Source organism: Paenibacillus melissococcoides (assembly GCA_944800085.1).
GTDB lineage: Bacteria > Bacillota > Bacilli > Paenibacillales > Paenibacillaceae > Paenibacillus_B > Paenibacillus_B melissococcoides.
On record CALYLO010000013.1, the window covers coordinates 30,378 to 52,055 of the forward strand.

The window sequence follows — 21,678 nt, forward strand, 5'->3', positions numbered from 1 at the left end:
AATAGGAAGCAAAACAATACGGAAATGATCTTTCCGCTCATCGAGGATGCGCTTCTGCATGGCGGCCGGGCGCTCGTGGCGACGCCACGGCGGGATGTGGTGCTGGAGCTGAAGCCTCGGATCGAGAAGGCCTTTCCGGCAGAGCGGGTCGTGACGCTGTATGGCGGAAGCCCCGAGCGTTGGGGCGAGGGCAGAATTACGCTGGCGACGACCCATCAATTGCTGCGGTTCGATAGGGCATTCGCTCTCGTTATAATTGATGAACTGGATGCGTTTCCTTATCATAACGATCCCATGCTCCATCGCGCGGCAGAGCGGGTTTGCCGCCGAGGGGGCGTTTTTGTGTTTTTGTCGGCTACGCCGCCGGAAGCGATGCAGCGTCAGGTGCGGCGCGGGACGCTGCGCCATGCCCGGGTGCCGGTCCGGTATCATCGGCATCCGCTGCCGGTTCCGGCAAGAGTTGCGATGCCGGCCGTCGCGTCGTGCGTGGCCCGCGGGTCGCTTCCTGGGGCTTTGGTCAGCCGTATGGCGGAATCGGTTAAGCGGGGAGCGCAGGTATTCATCTTCATCACCCGCATCCGGCAGGTGGAACGTGTCGTGCGGCTGCTGCAGCGGCATTTCCCGGAGATTCGGGTGGAAGGGACTTCTGCGGCGGATGCGCAGCGCGGAGATCGCGTGCTCCGCTTCCGGGAGCGGGACATTCGGATGCTGGTGACGACGACGATCCTGGAGCGGGGCGTTACGGTTCCGAAGAGTGATGTGTACATTCTCGATGCGGATGACAAGCTGTTCGATGAAGCATCGCTCGTCCAGATGGCGGGCCGGGCCGGCCGATCGAAGGATGATCCGGCGGGGAAGGTCGTCTTCGGTTCCCGGCAATGGGATCGGTCACAGCGCAGGGCGGTGCGGCAGATTCGCGAGATGAACCGGCTGGCGAGGCGGCGCGGTTATTTGCTGCCCGCTTATAATGGAGGGAGATGGCGTATTGGCTGAACCGGCAGCGCAGGGGCATTGGTTTGAGCGGAGGCTGCAACAGGTGTTGCGGCCGCACTCGATTCTGTGCAAGGTATGCAGTCAGGCGGTGGGCATCCCATCAGCTGTTTTTCAGAAGGAGATAAGAGAAGCAGCGTTAACGAAGGAACTATGCGGCAGATGCTTGAGAGACATTCCGTGGATTCAATGGATCGGGTGCATGGCATGCGGCCGACGCATTCGCTGTCCCGACTGTGCGCGCGATCCGCTAGCTTCTCACGGCTTGTCTGCGAATCGAAGCGTGGTCCAATATAATGAAGCGATGAAGCAATGGCTGGCGGAATATAAGTTCCGGGGAAATATTCGATACGAGCCGGTTATGGCCGCCATGATGCTGGCATCCTATTCGATGCTGTTCCGCTCCGTGTATCCTGTCGAGGATGGGGAAGGTAATCCGACCGTGCGAAGGCTGAGGATGTGGCTGTGGGGAACTCCATTGGCGGAGATGCTGCCCGACATCGTCACTTATGTGCCGTCGACGGCTGCCCGGATGCAGGTGCGCGGGTTCAACCAGGCGGAACGGTTGGCCTGTCTGCTGGGCCAGGCTTGGAACCGTCCGGTCGTGGGCTTGCTTGACCGGAGGCAGGATGGGGAGAAGCAGAGCAAGCAGGAGCGGAAGGGAAGGGAGCGGAGTGCGGCCGTAGCCTACGCGATGAACCGGCATGCGCCAGCCGCGGCCGCTCAAGCGTTATCTTCGGCTTCAGTCGGTGTGATCAAGCGGCGGGGACATATCCGCATTCTTATCATTGATGACGTATATACGACTGGCAGCACGCTTCGCGCTTGTGCCCGTCAGCTTTCGCGGCTGAACGACGCCTTCTCTATCCCGGTGAAGACGGCCAGCTATACCTGGGCGAGAGCTTGAATATTAGTAGGTTGTGCTTTTGATCACGAAGCGATTCAGGAAGCAACTCGGCATCGAATCTTGCATTCACTCTTGAAGAGCGTATGCTTCCGAAGTATGTTTCCTAAGGAAACATTTTAGCTCATGCAGTCTCGCCTACACTCCGCTGTTCCTTCTTCGAGTTCTTGCAACCTTCTCGGTGCTGAAAAGCCCTCGTTTGAACACGCATTAATTAGTAAAAATCCTCTCGTTTTCTGTCGATGAATAAGTTATGATGAATATAACGGCATTGAAGGGGGCGAGAAGATGGAATTGAGCAATTGTCCGCGCTGCGGGAGGCTGTTCGCCAAGGCATTCAGGGACATCTGCCCTGCATGTCTGAAGGAGATTGAACAGGAGTATGAACGGTGCGTGGCCTATTTGCGCGAGAAGCGGCATGCTTCCATGCATGAGCTAAGCGAAGAGACGAAGGTCAGCCCGCGCCAGATTACGCAGTTCATCCGGGAAGGACGCATTTCAATATACCAGGCTCCGAATTTGACATATGATTGCGAAGTGTGCGGCAACCCGATTCGGGAAGGGCATATGTGTGAATCATGCCGGAACAGGCTGGTTCGACAAATACAGGAAGCGGGCATTGAAAAGGAGCCGGACAAGGGAGAAGCGGCCTCCGGAACGAGGGCGTACCAGGCTTTTCATCCGTCCCGCAACAAATAGCCCGCGGCATAACTTCTTTTGACGAGAACTAAATTTTCCTTGACACGGAACCGATAATCTTAGTAAAGGTTATCGGTTTTGTCTATGTATACGGATATGCCTTACAATAGAAGGTAATTAGTTGGAATGAGGACGGGATGCGAGCCGGATGAACGGCCGTCTGCCGTGTGAAACGAGGTGTAATGATGGAGATTAATGAAACGCAGCGCGTCGGAGCGAAACAATATTATCAGAAGCAGCAGTCGGCCGGGAGAGTCTCTCAGAAGTCATCCCGCAAGGATGAACTGACGATATCGACCGAAGCGAAGAAAATGCTGGACGCGCAAAACCGGGTAAACAATCCGGCCGGCCAGGAGTACATTGCCGAACTGAAGCAGGCCGTACAGACAGGGACGTATCATGTCGCTGCTGCCGACAAGATTGCCGACAAGATTGTGGAGAAGCTGCTTCCCCTGTTTCGCAAAGAAACTGAATGAGCGGAGGAACGAATGTGAGCGCAGCGCCAATTGTGGAAATATTGAGCCGCATGGAGGATATCTATTCAGAGCTCGTCCGTATCGGGGAAGCCAAGACGCAGGTAATTATTCAGAACGACATCGATAACCTGGTCAAGCTGTCCCAACAGGAGTCAAAATGCTTGAAGCAGCTAGCTTCCCTGGAACAGGAGCGGGAAGAGGCCGTGCAGTCGTTCCTGCAATCGAAGGGTATCAAATCGCAGTTGAAGCTTACGGTGAGCGAGATTACAAAGCTGATTTTCGAAGCCAATGAGCGGCAAGAGATGCTCGCCGTGCAAGAACGTATCCGGACGGTGCTGGAAAAGTTGAAGTTCACCAATGACCATAACCAGACGCTGATTCAGCAGTCCATTCATTTTATCGAATATCAGCTTAATTTGCATATAGATTATTCCGATCAAGACATGCTGTACCGCCGTCCGGAGCAAGCTGCTCCCCAATATAGCAGACCCGGCATGATGGATACGCGTGCATAAACGGATGAAGGAAGGGAACGAACGAAGATGAGATCAACCTTTCACGGATTGGAGACGAGCAAGCGCTCCTTGTTCGTCCAATCGACCATGATGCAGACTTTGGGACATAACATCGCCAACGCTTCCACCGACGGTTATACGCGGCAGCGAGTGAACGCATCTGCGACCCGGCCGTTGGCGATGCCGGGAATGTACAACAGTGTAGCTCCGGGGCAACTCGGTACCGGTGTGCAGTACGACAGCATTACCCGTATCCGCGACAGTTTCCTCGACACCCAATTCCGCAGAGAGAACCAGACGCTTGGCTCGTGGAGCATTGTCGATAATACGATCCGTTCGATTGAAGGCTTTTTCAATGAACCGTCGGATAATGGCTTGCGCAGCGTCATGGATAAGTTCTGGAACTCCTGGGAAGTCCTCAATCGCGACCCCTCTCTGCTCAGTGCGCGCGTCGAAGTGGTCGGTGCGGCCTCTAACTTCACCAATATGCTGAAGCATATCGATGAGTCGCTGACCAAGCTGGAGAACGATATTCAGTCCAGCATCAACATCAAAGTGAACGAAGCAAACGATATTATTGCGAATATTGCAAGCTTGACGGATACGATTAAGCGCGTGGAAGGCATGGGGGATAACGCCAACGATTTCCGGGATCAGCGCGACTTGTTGATTGACCAACTCTCCACCATCATTGATGTGGAGGTAACCGAGGGAGAAGAAGGAGATATCACCATTCTGTCCGGCGGTGTGACGGTCGTCGAGAATGGGGAGTCGACGCCGATTACGGCGGATGTAGCTGCAACGTCAGGACAGCTTCATGGCTACTCGCAATCGCTTGCAGAAGTCGATCAGGTGCGGAACCAGATGAATGCGATGGTTAGAACGATGGTCACCGGAGCGGTGGATGTGGAGCTCGCGGCTGGCTATGTGGCCGCTTCGCCGCTTATTGCCAAGAGCGCCGTGGAGTTGGAGAACGGAACGACAATTCCGGCCGGCGGCACGATTCCGGCCGGCTCCATCTTGAAGGGACCCGCTACGGTGCAAGTGAACGGATTTAACGGACTGCACAGTCTGGGCTATACGTTGTCAGACCCTGCCAAGTCGGGCATTCCATTCTTCACGACGACCGACGGCGGCGACTTCTCCATCAGCAATATCCAGGTCAATGTCGATATCGTGAATAACGTTAGTAATATTGCGGCTTCCGGACGTTATGACACCGTGAACGGGCAGAACATTACGGTTAAGGGGAACAGCGTTATCGCGCATGCCTTGGCTTCACTTCGTGACAAATCATTCAATTATCCGGCCGATATGACATCGTTGTCCACCGGCTCGGTAGATGATTACTACCGCGCGATTATGGGCGACCTGGGAACGCGGGCAACAAATGCGGAACGGAATGTCAAAGTGCAGAGCGATATGGTCGATTCCGTGCAATTCCGCCGCCAATCAGTGAGTGGCGTGTCGCTGGACGAAGAGATGGCGGACATGATTCGCTTCCAGCATGCGTACAATGCAGCGGCGCGGAACATGACGACGGTCGACGAGATGCTGGATCGGGTCATCAATCAGATGGGTATCGTTGGACGCTAACGTTAAATAAAAGAAGCAGGTTATGTAAGGAGGAACAAGGATGCGCGTAACGAGTGCAATGCAGAATACGCAGCTGCTTCGCAATATGCGAAATATGAACAGCACTGCGATTGATCTGAATAATAAGCTGTCTTCCGGACAACGCATTCATCGGCCGGGCGACGATCCGGTCGGCATCGGCTATCAGATGCGGTATGACAGCGAGCTGAACCGCAATGATGAATTTACCGCCAATGCGCAGATGGGATCGGGCATGCTCCGCACAATGGATTCCTTGATGCAGCAGACGAGCGATGTGCTGAAGCGGGTGCGCACGTTGGTGCAGCAAGGATCGACCGGGACGACGCCGGATGATGCCCGCCAAGCGAATGCGGCCGAGCTGAAGCAGCTCAAGGAACAGCTTGTCATGATCGGCAACAGTTCTTACAACGGCCGCTATCTGTTCAATGGACAGAAAACGGATATTCCGCCTTATACAAATGCGGGAGCGGCGACGGAAACGACGGATGAAGGGATTTACCGTTTGAATGTAAGCCCTGCGGTTACTGTCCCGGTCAGTATTACTGGCGAATTGATTTTTGGCAAGGCCGTTGATACAACGAAACCGATCGATAAAGATAATGATAATATATTCCAAATGATGGATGATATGATCAAAGCGGCAGAGAATAATGATATTGATGGACTTTTGAAAGGATTGGACCGTATTGATGCCTCATCCGACCGAATTAACACACAGTGGGCAGAGATTGGGGCACGTATGAACCGCTTCGAGCTGATGGAGAACCGTCTTGCGGATGATCAGGTCAGTCTGAAGACGGAACGGGGCCAGGTCGCCGATGTCGATATGCCGGAGGCGATTATCGCCCTGAAGACGCAGGAAAACGTGATGCAGGCGGCACTAGCTACCGGGGCTCGGATAATGCAGGTGTCACTGATCGACTTTATTCGTTAATCGGAGAAGGGTTACATCTCAATGAATATATCGGATACCATAAGGCAGATTCAATCGCATTCCTTCCGCTATGAACCGGCTGAGTTAACGATTCGTCAGCGCCCCGTCGAGATGGAGGCGGATTGGCAGCCGGTATGGGACGAGCTGGGGCTGCAGCGGCCTTCTGTGGCGGCCAGCGAGCGGAAAAACGAGGCGATACAAGCGGCTGTCCAGGCTACGCAACAGAAAGCGCAAGAAGGCGACCGGCTTGGCAATATCGCAAAGTCGAAGACGACCTTTGGACAGATCGCATTCGAACGCTATATGCAAAAAGGCCAAAAGGAAGTGCGTCTCTATGCGCTGCCTTCTCAAAGCGTAGCGATCGATGTTCGAGTTTATCCGCCGGAAATTGAAGTGCAAACGAAAGGTGTTGTTCGGGAATGACATCAACCAATGATTCAGTCGTATCAAATGTTACGATCCATAGTTCCAATTATGGGACTCTTCATCCTGAACCTCATCAGATCTATGAATTCGTCAAAGGTATGGTAGGGTTTCAAGCGATTACTCAATATGCCTTAATGCCATACGATGACTCCGTCTTCTATATTCTCCATGCGGTGGATGAGGAACGAAGCTTTATCTTAATTCCGGCGGAATATGTTCAGAACTACAGCTTTCCTATCGACCGGGATACCGTGGAAGCTCTGGGAGTTCAAGCGCCGGAAGAAGTCGTAACGATGCTGGTCGTTAACATCATTAACGATGCGATTAGCGTGAATTTAAGAGCTCCCGTCCTCTTCTCGCCGAAAACACAGAAGGGCTGCCAGTATATTATCACAGACTCTAACCTTCCCGTCCGGCATTTTATTCAAGGAAGGGGAGAATAGGATGCTGGTGCTGAAGCGAAAAATCGGCGAGACGGTCATGATCGGCGACGAGATCGAGGTTCGTGTGCTTGGTGTAGAAGGAGAGTATGTCAAGCTTGGCTTTGTCGCTCCGAAAAATGTGCAGATTATGCGGAAGGAATTGTATGAGACCATCGTACAGGAAAATAATTCTGCTGTCGAGACCACTAGGGGAGCCAATGAAAAACAAGATATCAATATGATTGAGATATTGAAGAAATTTAAAAAATGAGAAATCATAGGCAGATTCAATGCAAGGAAAAATATGATCCGTGTTGAAATGTGAGGTGGATATAGATGAGCAGCATTCATCGTACAGACACCGCGGGGATAGACTTACAGGTTCATCGGTCGACGATTCAATCCTTGAAAAATGTGCTCGGCAAAGAAATGCCGGGGGAATCACCTTCTTCTCAAGCTGGAACCACCTTGGATTACATAAATATGAGCGTCGAAGACAAGCAGGATCTGCAAAAAAAGGTGGAGGAGCTGAATGAATCGATTGCCAGCTCCGGCAAAGAGATTCACTTCAAGTACCATGACGACGCCAAGGAACTATATGTCGAGGTTCTCGATAAGAAGACGAAGGAAGTCATAGCCAGCTTGCCTCCGGAATTTTTGATAGAACTATCTGTCAAAATGAAAGAGCTTATTGGCTTGTTTTTGGATAAAAAATATAAAGAAAGGCGGTAGGTATAATGGGGTTTAGTATTGGCGGTCTTGCTTCCGGATTGGATACCGGGATGATGATTGAAAAATTAATGATGTTGGAGAGAATCCCATATAACAATCTCGAACAAAAGAAAAAGGATTTCTCTGAGTTTCAGTCCTATTTTCGTACTTTAAATACAAAGTTGTCCACACTCCGCGATAAAGCTGCGGATTTAACGTTGAATGCGAACTTCAAGCTAACATCGACAAAAAGCTCGGATGAGCAAGCCGTAAAGGCGGTTGGCTCCGATAATGCTGTAACTGGGAACTATCAGGTAACCGTAGATAAGCTGGCAAAATCGCATGTTATTAAAGCGAATGAGTTTACCTCAACAGATGATTCCTCTTCTCTTGAAAACCAAACGATTTCTTTTAGTCAGCCAGATGGGACTGAAGTTACGGTTACGCTGAAAGGCAAAACGTATGGAGAGATGCTCGAAAATCTCAAAAATGATATTAATAAGAATAGTAAAACCGTATCTGCTTCATTGGTAGAGACATCCCCAGGAAAGAAGACGCTAGTACTAACTTCGGTGAAAACTGGAGTAGAAAATGCGTTTCATCAAGGGAGCGGAGGGTCATCCGGAATCGGGATCACAGGAAGCGGCAACATTTTAAACGATCTAGGACTATTATCCGGCGGTAATTTCCAGGAGGTTCAAGCTGCACAGAATGCGGAACTCAAGGTAAATGGCTTGTCTGTTACTAGCTCCTCTAACGAGGTTAAGGGTGTCATTGATGGCGTGACCTTGCAGCTTCAAAAAGAATCTTCTTCCGCTATGATCACGGTTGGACAAGACTCGGACAAGGTCCTTGAGAAGGTTAAAGGATTCGTAGATGCATTTAACGAAGTTCGCAAACTGATTCGGGATGGCATGGCCAAGCCAGAAGAAAAACCAAAGGATGATAAGACGCCCTACCGGAAAACAACGCTTCAGGGCGATTCAACATTGCGCCAATTGGACATGGAACTAGGGAGTTGGATGTCAAGCAATATTGCTGGACTCGGCACGTTGGCTGACCTTGGTATCGAAATCGATAAGGATAAAAAAGGGGCCGATATGACGGGGCAGATCGTCTTTGATGAGAAGAAGTTTAAAGAAGCCCTGGAACGTGATCCAGAAAAAGTAATAGCTATGTTTAATGCAGATGAGACCGACAGTTCGGGGAACAAGAAGCAGGGGATCGCTACCATATTAAGTGAAGAGCTTCGCACTTGGACAAGCAAGGCCAACGGAATTTTGCAATCCCGTGTGAATGGCTATGATTCTGAAATTTCTTTTATCACGGAATCAATGACCAAAATGGAAGATCGTCTCACATTGAAAGAACAGCAATTAAAGAGACAATTTACAGCAATGGAAGTGGCTCTGAGCAAATTGAAAAACGAACAGTCCTGGTTGACCAGTCAAATCAAAGGTTTATCTCAGCAAAGCTAGCGGGTTAAGGGGATGAATAGATGTACACGAATATGACCGCCGGTTATCAAGCCTACCAAAAAAATAAGTATGAAACAGCTTCCCCGCATAAATTGATCCTTATGCTGTACTATGGGGCGCTAAAGTATATGACTCAGGCGGAAACTGCGCTCGCAGAAGGCAATCCCTTGTTGGCTCACCAGCATATTTTGAAGGTACAGGATATCATCTATGAGTTGATTGCTTGCTTGAATGAACGCGAAGGCGGGGAAGTAGCCCAAAATCTAAAAAATCTGTATTTGTATGTGATTGACCAACTAGTTCAAGCTAATATCCAAAAATCTGCACAGCCGCTAGCGGAAGCCAAAGCAGTGATTCAATCCATCAAAGACGCTTGGGAAACGATCGGTAAAGATGTTACGGCAGGTCAAAATTATGCATGATATTCGAACAAGACTTGATATATACGATGAGATGATTGATTTATGCGAACACTATATCCTTGAGCTAAAGGAGCGAGAATGGCAGGATTCAACTTTCCTTCAATTTGTGGAGAAGTGGGATCAACTGAAGGAATCTATCTCGTCTGCTGATGCAGGAGTACTTACTAAGGAAGAAAGAAACCAGGAAGCTGTACGTTATCAGACGCTGCAGGTGCTTTACCAGTCCATAATCGATCGCATAGAAAGACAAATAAGTCAACTGGGCTCCCAAGTCCAAGGCGTCCGCCAAAGCAAGACGATTATGAATGCCTATCAAGGCATGGGAAGGGTGGATCAAGTTGCTTATTATTTTGATGAGAAAAAATAAGCCCCTTTTATCCTTGCTATAAAAAAAGAATAAAAAAATTCGATATATATAGTGGGCCGCAAGGAAGTGGCATCATAATGAAATCATGGAGGATGATGAAGAATGTCTATGTTTATTAACACGAACGTGGGCGCAATCAATGCTCACCGCAACCTGGGCATGAATAACACAGCAATGGGTAAGACAATGGAGAAATTGTCTTCCGGCTTCCGCATCAACCGTGCGGCAGACGATGCGGCAGGTCTCGCTATCTCCGAAAAAATGCGTTTCCAAATCGGCGGCATGAACCAAGCGATGCGCAATGCGCAAGACGGTATTTCCCTGATTCAAACGGCTGAGGGTGCTTTGACAGAAGTACACTCCATGCTGCAGCGTTTGAACACGTTGGCCAACCAAGCTGCTACGGGTACTTATGATGATAAAGACCGTGCGAATACGCAAAAAGAAGTGGATGCGTTGCTCGCGGAAATTGACAACATTTCCAAGTCTACTACCTTCAATGGCATCAAATTGCTGAGCGCAGCCGGCAGTGTTACATTCCAAATCGGTGTTGATAAAGGTAACACTCTTACTGCAAAATTAGCTGCAATGGGAGCTTCTGCTTTGGGATTGAAAGATTTGAAAATTTCTTCTCAAGTAAACGCATCTTCCGCGCTTGCTAAAATTGCTAGTGCGATTAATCTGGTGTCTACACAACGCGCATCTTTTGGTGCGGTTCAAAACCGATTGGAACACACAATCAATAACCTGGGTGTAACTGCAGAGAACTTGTCTGCTTCCGAGTCCCGTATCCGCAATGCAGATATGGCAAAAGAAATGACAGATTTCACTCGGAACCAAATATTGGTTCAAGCAGGCACAGCTATGTTGGCGCAAGCAAACTCCGCGCCACAAAGTGTTCTGAAGCTTCTGGGATAATATTTCTCACATTTCCAGCCTTAATTGGGCTGGAAATGTTTTTTTATAAAAATATCTGGCTCTTCGCCGCTAGCGATGATACCAGCATAATATGCTCTATGAAATTCCAGAACTCTTTGAAAATCGGACAAGGGAAATTGGTTAGACGCTTCGACCGTTGTTCAGCTTGGATGTAAACCATCGAATGACGCCGTCATAATGCTTCTGCAGCATTTTTGCGACTTCAACCATCGGATCTAAACGGCAGCGCAGCCCCCACTGAATCCAATCCTGAAGCACCAGAGGTGCAATCGAAGCTGGATAACGATAGATTTCCTGCAGGATCAATCTCATCCTGTACGCCTTGGCTGTATCCAGATCGCAGTCTTTAAGCTTATCCATTGTTTCTTTCTGGGCATTACTCAGGTTCTCCGGATTTTTCAGCCAGAGATATCGCGTATTCTTTAACAAGGCGCTGCTTTTTCGTTCTTTGCGGCGCACTTCATCCACGGCTTCGTTTGCCGCCTGGATGACATGGAATTTATCCTGCGTTTGGGAAGTTCTCTTCAGCTCCTTTAACGCCGGTGACATGTCCATACCGACTTCCGTAATGTTGTCTGCTTTGCCGCCATGGGACTCTAACTGTTTCTTGCATTCTGCCCATGTACTGGAATCCCGGCCTTTGGTTACGAAAATGACGGTTTTTTGCCCAGGATCCATGAAGATGGTTATGTAGTTGTGACCGCGCTTAGCCGATGTTTCATCCGTGCTTATTTTAGTGACGTAGGACAAGTCCTGCGCAGCGATCGCATTATCCACGTAATGATGTAGTATACGCCACAGCCGAGTATCATGTTCTCCGAGCAATCGACTGACGGCATTCATCGGCATATGCTTGGCCAGCTTGATGATGAGCGCATCGAAGAGCAGGGTAAAGTAATGCTTCGGTTTATCCAGTGCCCACGGAACATGGACTCGGGTGATGGAATTGCACTCGCCACAGTTGGTTCGGGGAAGTTCGGCATGAATGTAGCAAGGATACTCAAAAAAATTGAGATGACGCCACGTGCGGTCGTGGTTAGCGATATCCCGAACTGGTTGATTGGGCTCACCACACTTTGTACATGAAAATAACGCCCGCTTTCGAAACTTGACGTATACGTCCAATTGCTTGGCTTCCAGGCTGAACTCCACCTCACGAATGTACCACGGTTCCGGAATATGAAGAAGCTCGTCCAGTTGCCCTTCCTTTAGATTGACAAACATATGAAAACACCTCATCTTCTACTGGTCTCTTTATTTCCAGCTTAACAGGTGTTTGCATTTTTAACGTCTGAGGAGCAAATATTTCAAATAATGGAGAAACTTATTCATTCAGTTGATGATGGTTCAATTAATTTCAAGTAATTTTAACTGCGGTATAAAAAAAGCCTATGTACTTTTCGATAAATATAATAGGCCGCAAGGAAGTGGCCCAATAATGAAATCATGGAGGATGATGAAGAATGTCGATGTTTATTAACACGAACGTGGGCGCAATCAATGCTCACCGCAACCTGGGCATGAACAACACTGCAATGGGTAAGACAATGGAAAAATTGTCTTCCGGATTCCGCATCAACCGTGCGGCAGACGATGCGGCAGGTCTCGCTATCTCCGAAAAAATGCGTTTCCAAATCGGCGGCATGAACCAAGCGATGCGCAACGCGCAAGACGGTATCTCCCTGATTCAAACGGCTGAGGGTGCTTTGACAGAAGTACACTCCATGCTGCAACGTTTGAATACGTTGGCTAACCAAGCTGCTACGGGTACTTATGATGATAAAGACCGTGCGAATACGCAAAAAGAAGTTGATGCGTTGCTGGCAGAAATCAATAACATTACATCTTCAACAAACTTTAACGGAATTAGTTTGCTGAATGCAAGTTCAACAGTTAGCTTTCAAATTGGTGTAGACAAAAGTAACGTACTTACTGCAAAATTGGCTGCCATGGGTACCGCGGCTTTGGGATTGAGTGGATTAATAATTTCCTCCCAAGCTAACGCTTCAGCGGCACTTTCAAAAATCGCTAATGCAATAAACAATGTATCTGAGCAACGCGCATCTTTTGGTGCGGTTCAAAACCGATTGGAACACACAATCAATAACCTGGGTGTAACTGCAGAGAACTTGTCTGCTTCCGAATCCCGTATCCGCAATGCTGATATGGCGAAAGAAATGACAGATTTCACTCGCAACCAAATCCTGGTTCAAGCAGGCACAGCGATGCTGGCCCAAGCAAATTCTGCACCGCAAAGCGTACTGAAGCTGTTAGGGTAATCGGTTTATTGTATAAAAACCTCGCTTATATTAAGCGAGGTTTTTTCTATTTAGCGTGCCCAGCTAAGCACGCATCTTCTAGCCGGTGAAAGACCGGTCGCGGAAGGGGCCAAGTCCCCGTGCAGCTAGGATGCCTGCATACGGCGAAATCCGTGCGTAGAAGCGCATCGACGAAAGTACCTGTCAGAGACAGGGCAAGCAACAGGCCAGGCCGTAAATGAAGTCAATCCTGCCGCGTCGTCAAAAAGGCCTCGCAAGAGGGAAAAGAGGAAGCCGAGTCTTGTGTGAATATGGACGAAGGCCACGGAAGCTGTTCAGAACTTGGAGCGACAGCGAAGAATCCTCCAGCGTATGGGGAACGGCATGGTCTGAAAGAAGATGCAGTGAACTGGGGAGATCCTCTCCTGCACGAAAGTTTTTTTTCGTAGCGAGATGCTCTATAAGCCCAGGAGGTGAAGTGATCCATCTGCAGGAAGGGAGTCGGAGGGGCCCATACTACCGGGGAACGCAGGACAACACAACCTGCGGGAGGGAAGGGGCCCTGCTTTGTTCAAGCTGTTGAGGAGGTACGAGTGAGAGAATGCCAAAGGGCTAACGACACCGAAGGAAAAAGTTCAACAACTCCGAGAAAAGTTAGGTCATGCCGCCAAGACAAGCAAGAACAGAAGATTCCATGCTTTGTACGACAAGGACTGCCGGGTGGATGTGCTATGGGAAGCGTGGCGCTGCGTACGGGCAAACAAGGGAGCGGCAGGGGTAGACGGCGAAACGCTGGCGGACATCGAGAAGAAGGGCGAACGCCAGTTCATCGAGGAATGCCAAGAGCGCCATGTACAGAAACGCTACCGTCCCCAGCCTGTACATCGTCACTACATCCCAAAGAAAGACGGTCGCAAACGTCCGCTAGGCATCCCGACGATTCAAGACCGAGTCGTACAGATGTTAGTGAAACTGGTGGTGGAGCCGATCTTCGAAGCGGATTTTCAGGAATGTTGGTTTGGCGTTCGACCGAAGCGCAGCACGAAGCAGGCGCTGGAGCGAATCCGTAAAGCGTGTAACCGCAAAGGTAATTGGGTGGTCAACCTCGACATCCAAGGGTACTTCGACAACATCAACCAAGAGAAGCTGATGAAGCTGGTGGCCCTCCGAATCAGCGACAGACGGATACTCAAGCCGATCCGCCAGTGGCTCGAAGCCGGGGTGATGGAAGAAGGCAAGGTCAGGAGAAGCGATCTAGGCACACCGCAGGGTGGCGTGATTTCGCCTCTGCTGGCGAACATCTTCTGAACTACTTCGACCGACTGTGGGAGAAGCATGGAAAAGAAGTTGGAGAACTGACGCGGTACGCAGATGACTTCGTCGTGGTATGCAAAACAAGGAAGGATGCGTTTCATGCGCTTAAGCTGATTCGGGCGATCATGGAGCGGCTGGAACTCACGCTGCACCCGGAGAAGACCAGGGTTGTAGGACTGTGGACAGGAGAAGAAGGATTCGACTCTCGGCATGCACCACCGGAAGAGGAAAGCGGAGACAGGCCAAAGTCGCGTATATTACACAACCCAGCAGTGGCTCTGCAAGAAAGCAGAAAAGCACATCCGGGAAGTGGTAAGGGAACGACTAGCGCCGCCACGCATGCGGCACATCTCGTTCGAGGAGCACGTCAAGTGGGTCAATCCGAAAATCCAAGGCTGGAAGAACTACTATGCGACACCATACAGCATGAAGCAACTGGACAAGTTGGATTGGTACATTCGGCAACGGCTGATGAAATGGTACGCAAAGAAACGCCAGCGAAATCACTGGCGCGGCTCCGGATACGAAGTTAAACTCTTAAGCCAGCTGCATGGACTCAAAACGCTCTTGTGAGTCGCATGCGCATGAATGACGAACATCGGAAAGCCGTATGAGGGAAAACCTCACGTACGGTTTGATGAGGAAGGGCTGAATTTTTTTTCAGTCCTTCACCCTAGAATAGAACTAATAAAGGACCTATTTAATAATGACCGGGAATGACCGATATAAAGCTTAGTAGGTATAAACACAAGGGTGTGATTTTTTTGAAGATTAGTGTTGATGGAGCTTGGGAGGAAAAGGAGTTTCATTCTGCGAAAGAAGTCAATGATTTTTGGGTGGCACGAACGATACCTATATTAGAATCCGATCGTCTAATCTATAGTGTTCAAATTGATGATAATAAGTATTATTCCGATTACGAATCAATCATTCTGGAGAATTATCATCGTATTAATGAAATACATATCGTTACACATACAAAAGAAGAATGTTTTATTATTACGCTTGAGGATTTAAAAGCCTATTTGCCGAGAGTTGTAACTGAGATCCCTGAAATTGCGGAGAAGTTATATGCAGAGGAAATAAGTGAAATAGGAGCACTAATTACACCAATTATTGATTCTTTACAATGGATTGTGAGCGCCTTGGAGTTTGCTTATGCAATCAGTGAAAAAGTAAATAATGCAAACCAACTAAGGCATTCTATTGAACAATTGTATAAAAATATAGAGTCTTTTATTGAACAATTCCATGACCAACTGAGCTGGAATAACTATGTTGGCGTATCGGACCTTCTCCAATACGAGCTAGTTCCTACACTGGAAGGTTGGATCAATGAAGTTAGGTAAGGAGTGAGCGGTATTGGATTATTTTTTGTCAAATACAAAGGTCCTAAAAAAACATTTTCCGCAAGTAGCAGAAATACTTGAAGCAAACCCGGTGGATAGCGGTATATATCGCGCTCTTACATCTCGTGACGGCAGTCCAAATATTGAAATCCAAAAGGATGACAGGGTTGTTGCTGTACATAGCTTGTATAGTCCGGAAAGGGAAGCCGCAGGCTGGTTAAAGTCGATCGAAGAGAAGTTGGAAAATTGCGGTCATGTTTTAGTTGTCGGGATAGGGCTAGGTTATCATTTACAGTATCTGCTTAAAAAATATCCAACGAAGAAATATTATATTTATGAACCGGATATTCAATTATTGCATCTGGGGTTAAAACTTCGCGATTTGACGGATATATTAAGCCATTCCGGCATTATAACGCTAGCTGTCGGGGAAGAGGATCATGTACTGAATCAACTTCTTGGATCCATTTCAAGTTTGGTGACCGATAAGTTTGAAGAAGTGACTATTCCCATTTATAAGCAATTATTTGGCGGTACTATCGACAAACTTCATGCGATGTCGAAGCAAATCTTGCTTCAATATCGGGCTAATTATATAACGCAATACTATTTTGAAAAAGCGTGGTTCCAGAATATTATCTATAATATAGATAAAGTGTTGGCATCTAAACCGATAGTGTCACTTGAGAATACTTGCTCTCATATACCTGCAATTATTATTGGGTCGGGGCCTTCATTGAGAGAGGATATTGAATATATCAAAAAATTAGGATCTAAGGCCTTAATTATAGCTGCTGGATCGAGTGTGCAAGCTTTAGTACATTATGGTATTGCACCTCATCTAGTCGTTTCAATGGATGGAGGAGAACCTAACTTAAAGGTATTTCAAAATGTAAATACAACTCATATTCCATTGTTATTTGCAACGACTATACATCATGGAATTGTTGAGCAGAATCATAAATGGAGACTATTCACAAGATTAAATCTTGATGAAGTAACTCCATATTTATTCTCAAACAGTGAAGAAGATATCGAACCTTCCTTTATTTCGACAGGCTCCGTTACGGGGACTTGCATTCAATTTGCAGCGTTTATAGGCTGCAAAAAGATTTATTTGGCGGGTCAAGACCTTTCTTATCCTAATGATGAGTACTATTCGGAAGGCGTTAAACACATTGAAGAAGAAGCAAAGAAAAGTACAATTGAAGCGGCTAATGAATGGATCGAAAACGTGCACGGCGGTAAGAACCGTACGACAGAAAAAATGCTAGTGACTTTAAAAGATATAGAATTATTGTTGTCGGCATTAACGGATATCGAATTTATTAATACATCGAGCAAGGGCGCAGCAATCAAGCATACTGTTTTCAAACCAATGAAGGAGTGTGCAGGGGACTTATTGAGTTTACCGGATCGGGAGGAAGATTGGTTTAAACAACTTATTGACGATATTCCTGCCTATAGTGAACAAGTAATTAGCACAGTTGGAGCAAAGCTGCAAAGTGAGCTGCAATCACTGATTATGTTGAATAATAAGTTAAATAGTATACTCAAACTAATCTCTGAACTTAAACAGTTAAATTCTAATCAAAAAGAGAAACGAACTAAATTATTGCTGAAATTAAATAAACAATGGGGTCAAGTGACAGGTAGCGGCAGTTTTCAATCCTATATTTCATTTGCATTGGAAACTCCTTTGTCGCAATATATGCGTTATGTACCTGACATTGTTAATGAAAGCAATGAATTCAAAAAGGCCAAGCTTATTGTTGAGCACCTCGGAAAGTTCATTGTAAGTATTTCGGAATTCATTCCGTTTGCGGAGCAATGCATAAATGAAGCGGTCAAACGTATAGACAAGATTGCGAATGGAGCAGAGACCTCGTATGCATAATTTTTTTTGCGGGAAAAAGATTCTGATTATCGGCGGAACAGGAACAATAGGCACGGGGCTTTTGGATCGCTTGTTGGCATGCAATCCAGCTGTCGTTCGAGTTTTTAGCCGAGATGAATATAAACAATTCAAATTACAACAGCAATATAGAGAATTTAGCAATATTCGTTATTTGATCGGAGATGTAAGAGATTATCCACGTGTTGTCCGAGCGATGGAAGATATCGATTATGTATTCCATGTTGCGGCGATGAAGCATGTTCCTGCTTGCGAGTACAACCCTTTTGAGGCAGTGCAGACCAATATTATTGGAACCCAAAATGTAATTCAGGCATCTTTGGAGTGCGGAGTCAACAAAACGATTTTTACGAGCACAGATAAAGCAATAGCTCCTACTAATACTTATGGAGCATCGAAATTAATGGCAGAGAGGCTAATTTCGGCTGCCCAATATCAGGCAGGAACGAAAAAAACAGTGTTCGCTGCCGTCCGTTTTGGCAATGTTATGGGGTCCAGGGGTTCTGTTATCCCTTTGTTCAAGAAACAAATTGCCGAGAAACGCAGTATCACGGTCACATGCAAAGAAATGACACGCTTTATGATGACCAAAAAGCAGGCTACCGAATTAACATTAAAAGCAATGATGTTGGCGAATGGCGGTGAAGTGTTCGTGCTTAAAATGCCGGTTGTTCGTCTCCAGGATCTTGCTGGACAAATCATTGAGCAAGAGGTGCGTAAAGGAATTTCTCCAGGGTCGGTTCACATAGAAGAAATCGGCTTGCGCCCCGGGGAAAAAATGTTCGAGGAACTTATGACTGTTGAGGAGTCCAAATATGCTCTTGAGACCGAAGATATGTTCATTATTCCTAACGCCTTCATGAAGTCGCATCAATATGCAGGATCCAGATCAGCCCAAGTAAGAAGTTATAGTTCTGCAGATGTTGAACCAGTTACTGCGAAACAGCTTGAAGAATTACTTCTTCAGAGTGGAATGGTCGAGGAACAAACAGAAATCACCAGCATAAAGAGGGAACAATTAAGTATATAAAAAGGTGGCAATGCCTTGTGAAACTCGTTACTATTATACAGGCAAGAATGGGATCAACTAGACTCCCAGGCAAGGTAATGCTCCCATTGGGAGATACAATAGTCCTCGACTATGTCGTAAACCGATGCTGCCAGATCAAAGGAGTAAATGAAGTCATAGTAGCCACCTCAACGGAGCGAGCAGATGACAAAATAGAGCAATGGTGTGATGAACATCATATTCCCTGCTCGCGTGGCTCGCAAGACGATGTTTTGGCAAGATACTATAAATGCGCTAGAGAATGGAAAGCTGATTATATTTTTCGAGTGACATCCGATTGTCCATTTGTAGATTATGAAATGGCATCTGGTATTGTCAATGAGATGCAGCGGTCGGGATACGATATCATTAAAGTGGAAGGTCAATTACCGAGAGGATTGGTGGCGGAATTATTCGCGTTTAAGACTCTGGAATATATGAATAAGCATGGTTTGGAAGCACGGCACCGAGAGCATGTAACATATTATGCATACGAATATCCCGATCAATTTAATATGGGGTATTTTCGTGCAAGCGAAAAACTTCAACACCCCCAGCTTAGAGTAACTTTAGATACTGCAGAAGACTACAAATTGTGCAAATTGATTGCTCAATATTTTAAGTCAAACTTATTAGTGCCTTCAAGCGAGGTCATATCTTATTTGTTAGAATATCCGGAGATAGCTGCAATTAATGCTCACATTGAACAAAAGAGAGTCATCTGATTAATGACAGGGGGGCCATAATGAATATCTTATTGACAGGTGGAGCAGGTTTTATTGGCAGATGGGTTGCTAAAAAGCTTCTTGAAGATGGGCATCGCGTATGGGTTTTGGATGACTTATCGAATGGAAGCGAAGGCAATTTAGACGAATTCCGAAACCATGAACATTTTATGGGCTTGGTAAAAGGAACGATAATGGATGAGCCTTTATTAAGCGCCCTTTTTAAAGAACACCAATTTCAACTATGCTATCATTTGGGGGCTTCTATTAATGTCCAGGATTCAATCGATGATCCAAGAACGACATTTAACAATGATACTGTAGGTACATTTTATGTGCTGGAGCAGTGCAGAAAATATAATACGAAAGTGGTGTTCATGAGTACGTGCATGGTGTATGATGCCTGTGCGGATAATGTTGGCATTACGGAAGAACATCCTATCAAACCGGCATCTCCGTATGCTGGAGCAAAAATTTCGGCTGAGAACATGGTCCTTTCCTATTACTATGCATACGGATTGCCCGTTGTAGTTGTCAGACCGTTTAATACATACGGGCCGTTCCAGAAAACTGGCGGAGAGGGCGGAGTTGTCGCTATTTTCATCAAGAACAAACTTGATGGTAAAGATTTGTGTATATACGGAGAAGGAACTCAAACAAGAGATCTATTATATGTAGAAGATTGTGCGCGATTTGTAGTTGAATCTGGGTATAGTGATAACGTAAATGGGCATATCATTAATGCCGGGCTTGGAAGTGACATAACGATTAATGATCTGGCTCTGTTGGTGGTTGGAGATTCTTCCCGTATTAAACATGTGCCTCATATCCATCCGCAGAGCGAAATACAGAAGCTGCTTTGCAATAATACCAAAGCCGAGAGATTGCTTGGTTGGAAGCCTAGAATTTCTTTGGATGAAGGGATACGCCGGACGGAAGAATGGATTCAAAAAAACATGCTTTCAATGGAGTGACAGATGATGGCCTCAAAGGTAAAAAGAGCGGATATGCTTTCTTACGGGAAACAATGGATAGACGATGAAGACATCCAGGCTGTTATCGAAGTCTTAAAAGGTGACTATATTACCCAAGGGCCTTTTATTGAACAATTCGAGCGAGAGGTAGCAGAGTACGTCGGAGCAAAATATGCTGTAGCCTTTTCAAATGGAACTGCTGCCTTGCATGGGGCCTGCTTTGCCGCACAGATTGGATCCGGTGACGAAGTTATTACTGCACCAATCACCTTTCTGGCCAGCAGTAATTGCGTGCTTTATAGGGGTGGAGTGCCTGTCTTTGCCGACATTGATATGACAACATACAATATCGATCCGCGTGAAATTGAAGCTAAAGTGACCCCGCAGACAAAGGCGATTATCCCGGTTGACTTCACTGGACAACCGGCAGCGATGGATCGGATTATGGACATTGCCGATGAAAATCAACTCATCGTTATTCAAGATGCCGCTCATTCATTAGGCGCCTCATTTGCTGGAAAAAAAGTTGGATCGATGGCGCATATGACGATGGTCAGTTTCCACCCAGTGAAGCATGTGACTACAGGAGAGGGCGGTATCATTGTTACCGATAATGAGCTTTATTATAAACGATTAAAACTATTTCGCAATCATGGGATGACACGTGATAGAGATGAACTGACAAAATATGACGGACCTTGGTACTATGAAATGCTAGAGCTTGGATATAATTATCGCATGACAGACATGCAAGCGGCTTTAGGATGTTCCCAATTTAAGAAGTTGGACGGCTTTATTAAAAGAAGACGTGAAATTGCTTCAGCTTACAACAAAGCTTTTGCATCTCTGCCTGGTCTTGTCATACCGTCCCAGCATGAGCAGGCGGAATCAAGCTGGCATTTATATGTGCTCCGATGGTTGCCGGAATATATTAGGGTAAACCGCAAAGAACTGGTTGAACAGATGCATGCGATGAATATCGGGGTGAATGTACATTATATTCCCGTATACTTGCAGCCTTATTATCGCCGGCTTGGGTACAATGCAGGCCTATGCCCCAATGCAGAGTTATATTATGATACAGCCATGACGTTGCCGTTATATCCGCGGATGGATGATAAGGATATAGACGATGTTATCGAGGCCGTCAAAGAGGTGTACACTCGGTATAGGCAATAAGATATAAGCAGAATGG

General features: G+C 47.0%; 23 protein-coding genes and 2 pseudogenes. 24 read left to right on the top strand and 1 reads right to left on the bottom strand.

The window, feature by feature from the left end:
* Positions 1–18 precede the first annotated feature (18 nt).
* The 15 genes and pseudogenes from OCY70_RS30370 to OCY70_RS30440 all read left to right on the top strand — a co-directional run.
* Positions 19–993: pseudogene (locus tag OCY70_RS30370) on the top strand (helicase-related protein); the annotation flags it as partial.
* The gene (locus OCY70_RS30375) at positions 986–1,897 is read left to right on the top strand and encodes a ComF family protein (RefSeq protein WP_213428152.1); all 912 of its coding nucleotides are present in this window, start codon (positions 986–988) and stop codon (positions 1,895–1,897) included. The pseudogene OCY70_RS30370 and the gene OCY70_RS30375, both read left to right, overlap by 8 nt.
* A 285-nt stretch (positions 1,898–2,182) precedes the next feature.
* Positions 2,183–2,593 carry a TIGR03826 family flagellar region protein gene (locus tag OCY70_RS30380; protein WP_213428153.1) on the top strand — a complete coding sequence of 137 codons (411 nt, stop codon included), beginning with the start codon at positions 2,183–2,185 and terminating at the stop codon, positions 2,591–2,593.
* Between the two features lie 185 nt (positions 2,594–2,778).
* Positions 2,779–3,069, top strand: a complete 291-nt coding sequence (locus OCY70_RS30385; RefSeq protein ID WP_213428154.1) for a flagellar biosynthesis anti-sigma factor FlgM — start codon at positions 2,779–2,781, stop codon at positions 3,067–3,069.
* 14 nt (positions 3,070–3,083) lie between these two features.
* Positions 3,084–3,584 (top strand): flagellar protein FlgN, encoded by a 501-nt coding sequence (locus OCY70_RS30390; RefSeq protein WP_249725055.1) that lies wholly within the window; start codon positions 3,084–3,086, stop codon positions 3,582–3,584.
* 27 nt (positions 3,585–3,611) lie between these two features.
* The gene (gene flgK, locus OCY70_RS30395) at positions 3,612–5,180 is read left to right on the top strand and encodes a flagellar hook-associated protein FlgK (protein ID WP_213428156.1); all 1,569 of its coding nucleotides are present in this window, start codon (positions 3,612–3,614) and stop codon (positions 5,178–5,180) included.
* Positions 5,181–5,220: 40 nt separating this feature from the next.
* The gene (gene flgL / locus OCY70_RS30400) at positions 5,221–6,135 is read left to right on the top strand and encodes a flagellar hook-associated protein FlgL (protein ID WP_213428157.1); all 915 of its coding nucleotides are present in this window, start codon (positions 5,221–5,223) and stop codon (positions 6,133–6,135) included.
* 21 nt (positions 6,136–6,156) lie between these two features.
* Positions 6,157–6,558, top strand: a complete 402-nt coding sequence (locus OCY70_RS30405) for a DUF6470 family protein (protein ID WP_213428158.1) — start codon at positions 6,157–6,159, stop codon at positions 6,556–6,558.
* On the top strand, positions 6,555–7,004 hold the full coding sequence (gene fliW, locus OCY70_RS30410) for a flagellar assembly protein FliW (protein ID WP_213428159.1): 450 nt from the start codon (positions 6,555–6,557) through the stop codon (positions 7,002–7,004). The genes OCY70_RS30405 and fliW overlap by 4 nt, the downstream gene beginning before the upstream one ends.
* A 1-nt stretch (position 7,005) precedes the next feature.
* Positions 7,006–7,254 carry a carbon storage regulator CsrA gene (csrA, locus tag OCY70_RS30415; protein WP_213428160.1) on the top strand — a complete coding sequence of 83 codons (249 nt, stop codon included), beginning with the start codon at positions 7,006–7,008 and terminating at the stop codon, positions 7,252–7,254.
* Positions 7,255–7,319: 65 nt separating this feature from the next.
* Positions 7,320–7,715, top strand: coding sequence for a flagellar protein FlaG (locus OCY70_RS30420; protein ID WP_261948860.1), 396 nt, complete (start codon positions 7,320–7,322; stop codon positions 7,713–7,715).
* A gap of 5 nt (positions 7,716–7,720) precedes the next feature.
* A complete protein-coding gene (fliD, locus tag OCY70_RS30425; protein ID WP_213428162.1) occupies positions 7,721–9,172 on the top strand; it encodes a flagellar filament capping protein FliD in 1,452 nt (483 codons plus the stop codon).
* 20 nt (positions 9,173–9,192) lie between these two features.
* Positions 9,193–9,594: a flagellar export chaperone FliS gene (gene fliS / locus OCY70_RS30430; protein WP_213428163.1), complete on the top strand. Its 402-nt coding sequence runs from the start codon at positions 9,193–9,195 to the stop codon at positions 9,592–9,594.
* Positions 9,587–9,961 carry a flagellar protein FliT gene (locus OCY70_RS30435; RefSeq protein ID WP_213428164.1) on the top strand — a complete coding sequence of 125 codons (375 nt, stop codon included), beginning with the start codon at positions 9,587–9,589 and terminating at the stop codon, positions 9,959–9,961. Before fliS ends, OCY70_RS30435 begins: the two co-directional genes overlap by 8 nt.
* A gap of 102 nt (positions 9,962–10,063) precedes the next feature.
* Complete coding sequence (locus tag OCY70_RS30440; RefSeq protein ID WP_283776744.1) at positions 10,064–10,879, top strand: flagellin N-terminal helical domain-containing protein; 816 nt, start codon at positions 10,064–10,066, stop codon at positions 10,877–10,879.
* A 153-nt stretch (positions 10,880–11,032) separates the two neighbouring features.
* Here OCY70_RS30440 and OCY70_RS30445 read toward each other — a convergent pair.
* Positions 11,033–12,124, bottom strand: a pseudogene (locus OCY70_RS30445) (ISL3 family transposase); the annotation flags it as partial.
* Positions 12,125–12,363: 239 nt separating this feature from the next.
* Between OCY70_RS30445 and OCY70_RS30450 the strand changes: the two are divergent.
* The 9 genes from OCY70_RS30450 (at position 12,364) to pseC (ending at position 21,662) form a co-directional block, all read left to right on the top strand.
* The gene (locus tag OCY70_RS30450) at positions 12,364–13,179 is read left to right on the top strand and encodes a flagellin N-terminal helical domain-containing protein (RefSeq protein ID WP_283776745.1); all 816 of its coding nucleotides are present in this window, start codon (positions 12,364–12,366) and stop codon (positions 13,177–13,179) included.
* Positions 13,180–13,857: 678 nt separating this feature from the next.
* Positions 13,858–14,466 (top strand): reverse transcriptase domain-containing protein, encoded by a 609-nt coding sequence (locus OCY70_RS30455; protein WP_373871452.1) that lies wholly within the window; start codon positions 13,858–13,860, stop codon positions 14,464–14,466.
* A gap of 216 nt (positions 14,467–14,682) precedes the next feature.
* Positions 14,683–15,045 (top strand): group II intron maturase-specific domain-containing protein, encoded by a 363-nt coding sequence (locus OCY70_RS30460; RefSeq protein WP_261945319.1) that lies wholly within the window; start codon positions 14,683–14,685, stop codon positions 15,043–15,045.
* A 182-nt stretch (positions 15,046–15,227) separates the two neighbouring features.
* Positions 15,228–15,821 carry a hypothetical protein gene (locus OCY70_RS30465; RefSeq protein ID WP_249725067.1) on the top strand — a complete coding sequence of 198 codons (594 nt, stop codon included), beginning with the start codon at positions 15,228–15,230 and terminating at the stop codon, positions 15,819–15,821.
* A gap of 13 nt (positions 15,822–15,834) precedes the next feature.
* Positions 15,835–17,718, top strand: a complete 1,884-nt coding sequence (locus tag OCY70_RS30470; RefSeq protein WP_213428166.1) for a motility associated factor glycosyltransferase family protein — start codon at positions 15,835–15,837, stop codon at positions 17,716–17,718.
* On the top strand, positions 17,711–18,766 hold the full coding sequence (locus OCY70_RS30475) for a polysaccharide biosynthesis protein (RefSeq protein WP_213428167.1): 1,056 nt from the start codon (positions 17,711–17,713) through the stop codon (positions 18,764–18,766). The genes OCY70_RS30470 and OCY70_RS30475 overlap by 8 nt, the downstream gene beginning before the upstream one ends.
* 17 nt (positions 18,767–18,783) lie before the next feature.
* Positions 18,784–19,509, top strand: a complete 726-nt coding sequence (locus OCY70_RS30480) for a cytidylyltransferase domain-containing protein (protein WP_213428168.1) — start codon at positions 18,784–18,786, stop codon at positions 19,507–19,509.
* Between the two features lie 20 nt (positions 19,510–19,529).
* Entirely contained in the window at positions 19,530–20,483 is a 954-nt protein-coding gene (locus tag OCY70_RS30485) for a dTDP-glucose 4,6-dehydratase (protein WP_213428169.1), read from the top strand.
* Positions 20,484–20,489: 6 nt separating this feature from the next.
* Complete coding sequence (gene pseC, locus OCY70_RS30490; protein ID WP_213428191.1) at positions 20,490–21,662, top strand: UDP-4-amino-4,6-dideoxy-N-acetyl-beta-L-altrosamine transaminase; 1,173 nt, start codon at positions 20,490–20,492, stop codon at positions 21,660–21,662.
* Positions 21,663–21,678: the final 16 nt, after the last annotated feature.

What these genes read in the sequence shown, in the direction of transcription:
- OCY70_RS30385 (WP_213428154.1), top strand. Translation starts at nt 2,779, where the DNA reads ATGGAGATTAATGAAACGCAGCGCGTCGGAGCGAAACAATATTATCAG.
- pseC (WP_213428191.1), top strand. Translation starts at nt 20,490, where the DNA reads ATGGCCTCAAAGGTAAAAAGAGCGGATATGCTTTCTTACGGGAAACAA.
- OCY70_RS30440 (WP_283776744.1), top strand. Translation starts at nt 10,064, where the DNA reads ATGTCTATGTTTATTAACACGAACGTGGGCGCAATCAATGCTCACCGC.
- OCY70_RS30450 (WP_283776745.1), top strand. Translation starts at nt 12,364, where the DNA reads ATGTCGATGTTTATTAACACGAACGTGGGCGCAATCAATGCTCACCGC.
- flgL (WP_213428157.1), top strand. Translation starts at nt 5,221, where the DNA reads ATGCGCGTAACGAGTGCAATGCAGAATACGCAGCTGCTTCGCAATATG.
- OCY70_RS30420 (WP_261948860.1), top strand. Translation starts at nt 7,320, where the DNA reads ATGAGCAGCATTCATCGTACAGACACCGCGGGGATAGACTTACAGGTT.
- OCY70_RS30485 (WP_213428169.1), top strand. Translation starts at nt 19,530, where the DNA reads ATGAATATCTTATTGACAGGTGGAGCAGGTTTTATTGGCAGATGGGTT.
- OCY70_RS30380 (WP_213428153.1), top strand. Translation starts at nt 2,183, where the DNA reads ATGGAATTGAGCAATTGTCCGCGCTGCGGGAGGCTGTTCGCCAAGGCA.
- fliS (WP_213428163.1), top strand. Translation starts at nt 9,193, where the DNA reads ATGTACACGAATATGACCGCCGGTTATCAAGCCTACCAAAAAAATAAG.
- flgK (WP_213428156.1), top strand. Translation starts at nt 3,612, where the DNA reads ATGAGATCAACCTTTCACGGATTGGAGACGAGCAAGCGCTCCTTGTTC.
- OCY70_RS30405 (WP_213428158.1), top strand. Translation starts at nt 6,157, where the DNA reads ATGAATATATCGGATACCATAAGGCAGATTCAATCGCATTCCTTCCGC.
- OCY70_RS30460 (WP_261945319.1), top strand. Translation starts at nt 14,683, where the DNA reads ATGCACCACCGGAAGAGGAAAGCGGAGACAGGCCAAAGTCGCGTATAT.
- OCY70_RS30475 (WP_213428167.1), top strand. Translation starts at nt 17,711, where the DNA reads ATGCATAATTTTTTTTGCGGGAAAAAGATTCTGATTATCGGCGGAACA.
- csrA (WP_213428160.1), top strand. Translation starts at nt 7,006, where the DNA reads ATGCTGGTGCTGAAGCGAAAAATCGGCGAGACGGTCATGATCGGCGAC.
- fliW (WP_213428159.1), top strand. Translation starts at nt 6,555, where the DNA reads ATGACATCAACCAATGATTCAGTCGTATCAAATGTTACGATCCATAGT.
- OCY70_RS30435 (WP_213428164.1), top strand. Translation starts at nt 9,587, where the DNA reads ATGCATGATATTCGAACAAGACTTGATATATACGATGAGATGATTGAT.
- fliD (WP_213428162.1), top strand. Translation starts at nt 7,721, where the DNA reads ATGGGGTTTAGTATTGGCGGTCTTGCTTCCGGATTGGATACCGGGATG.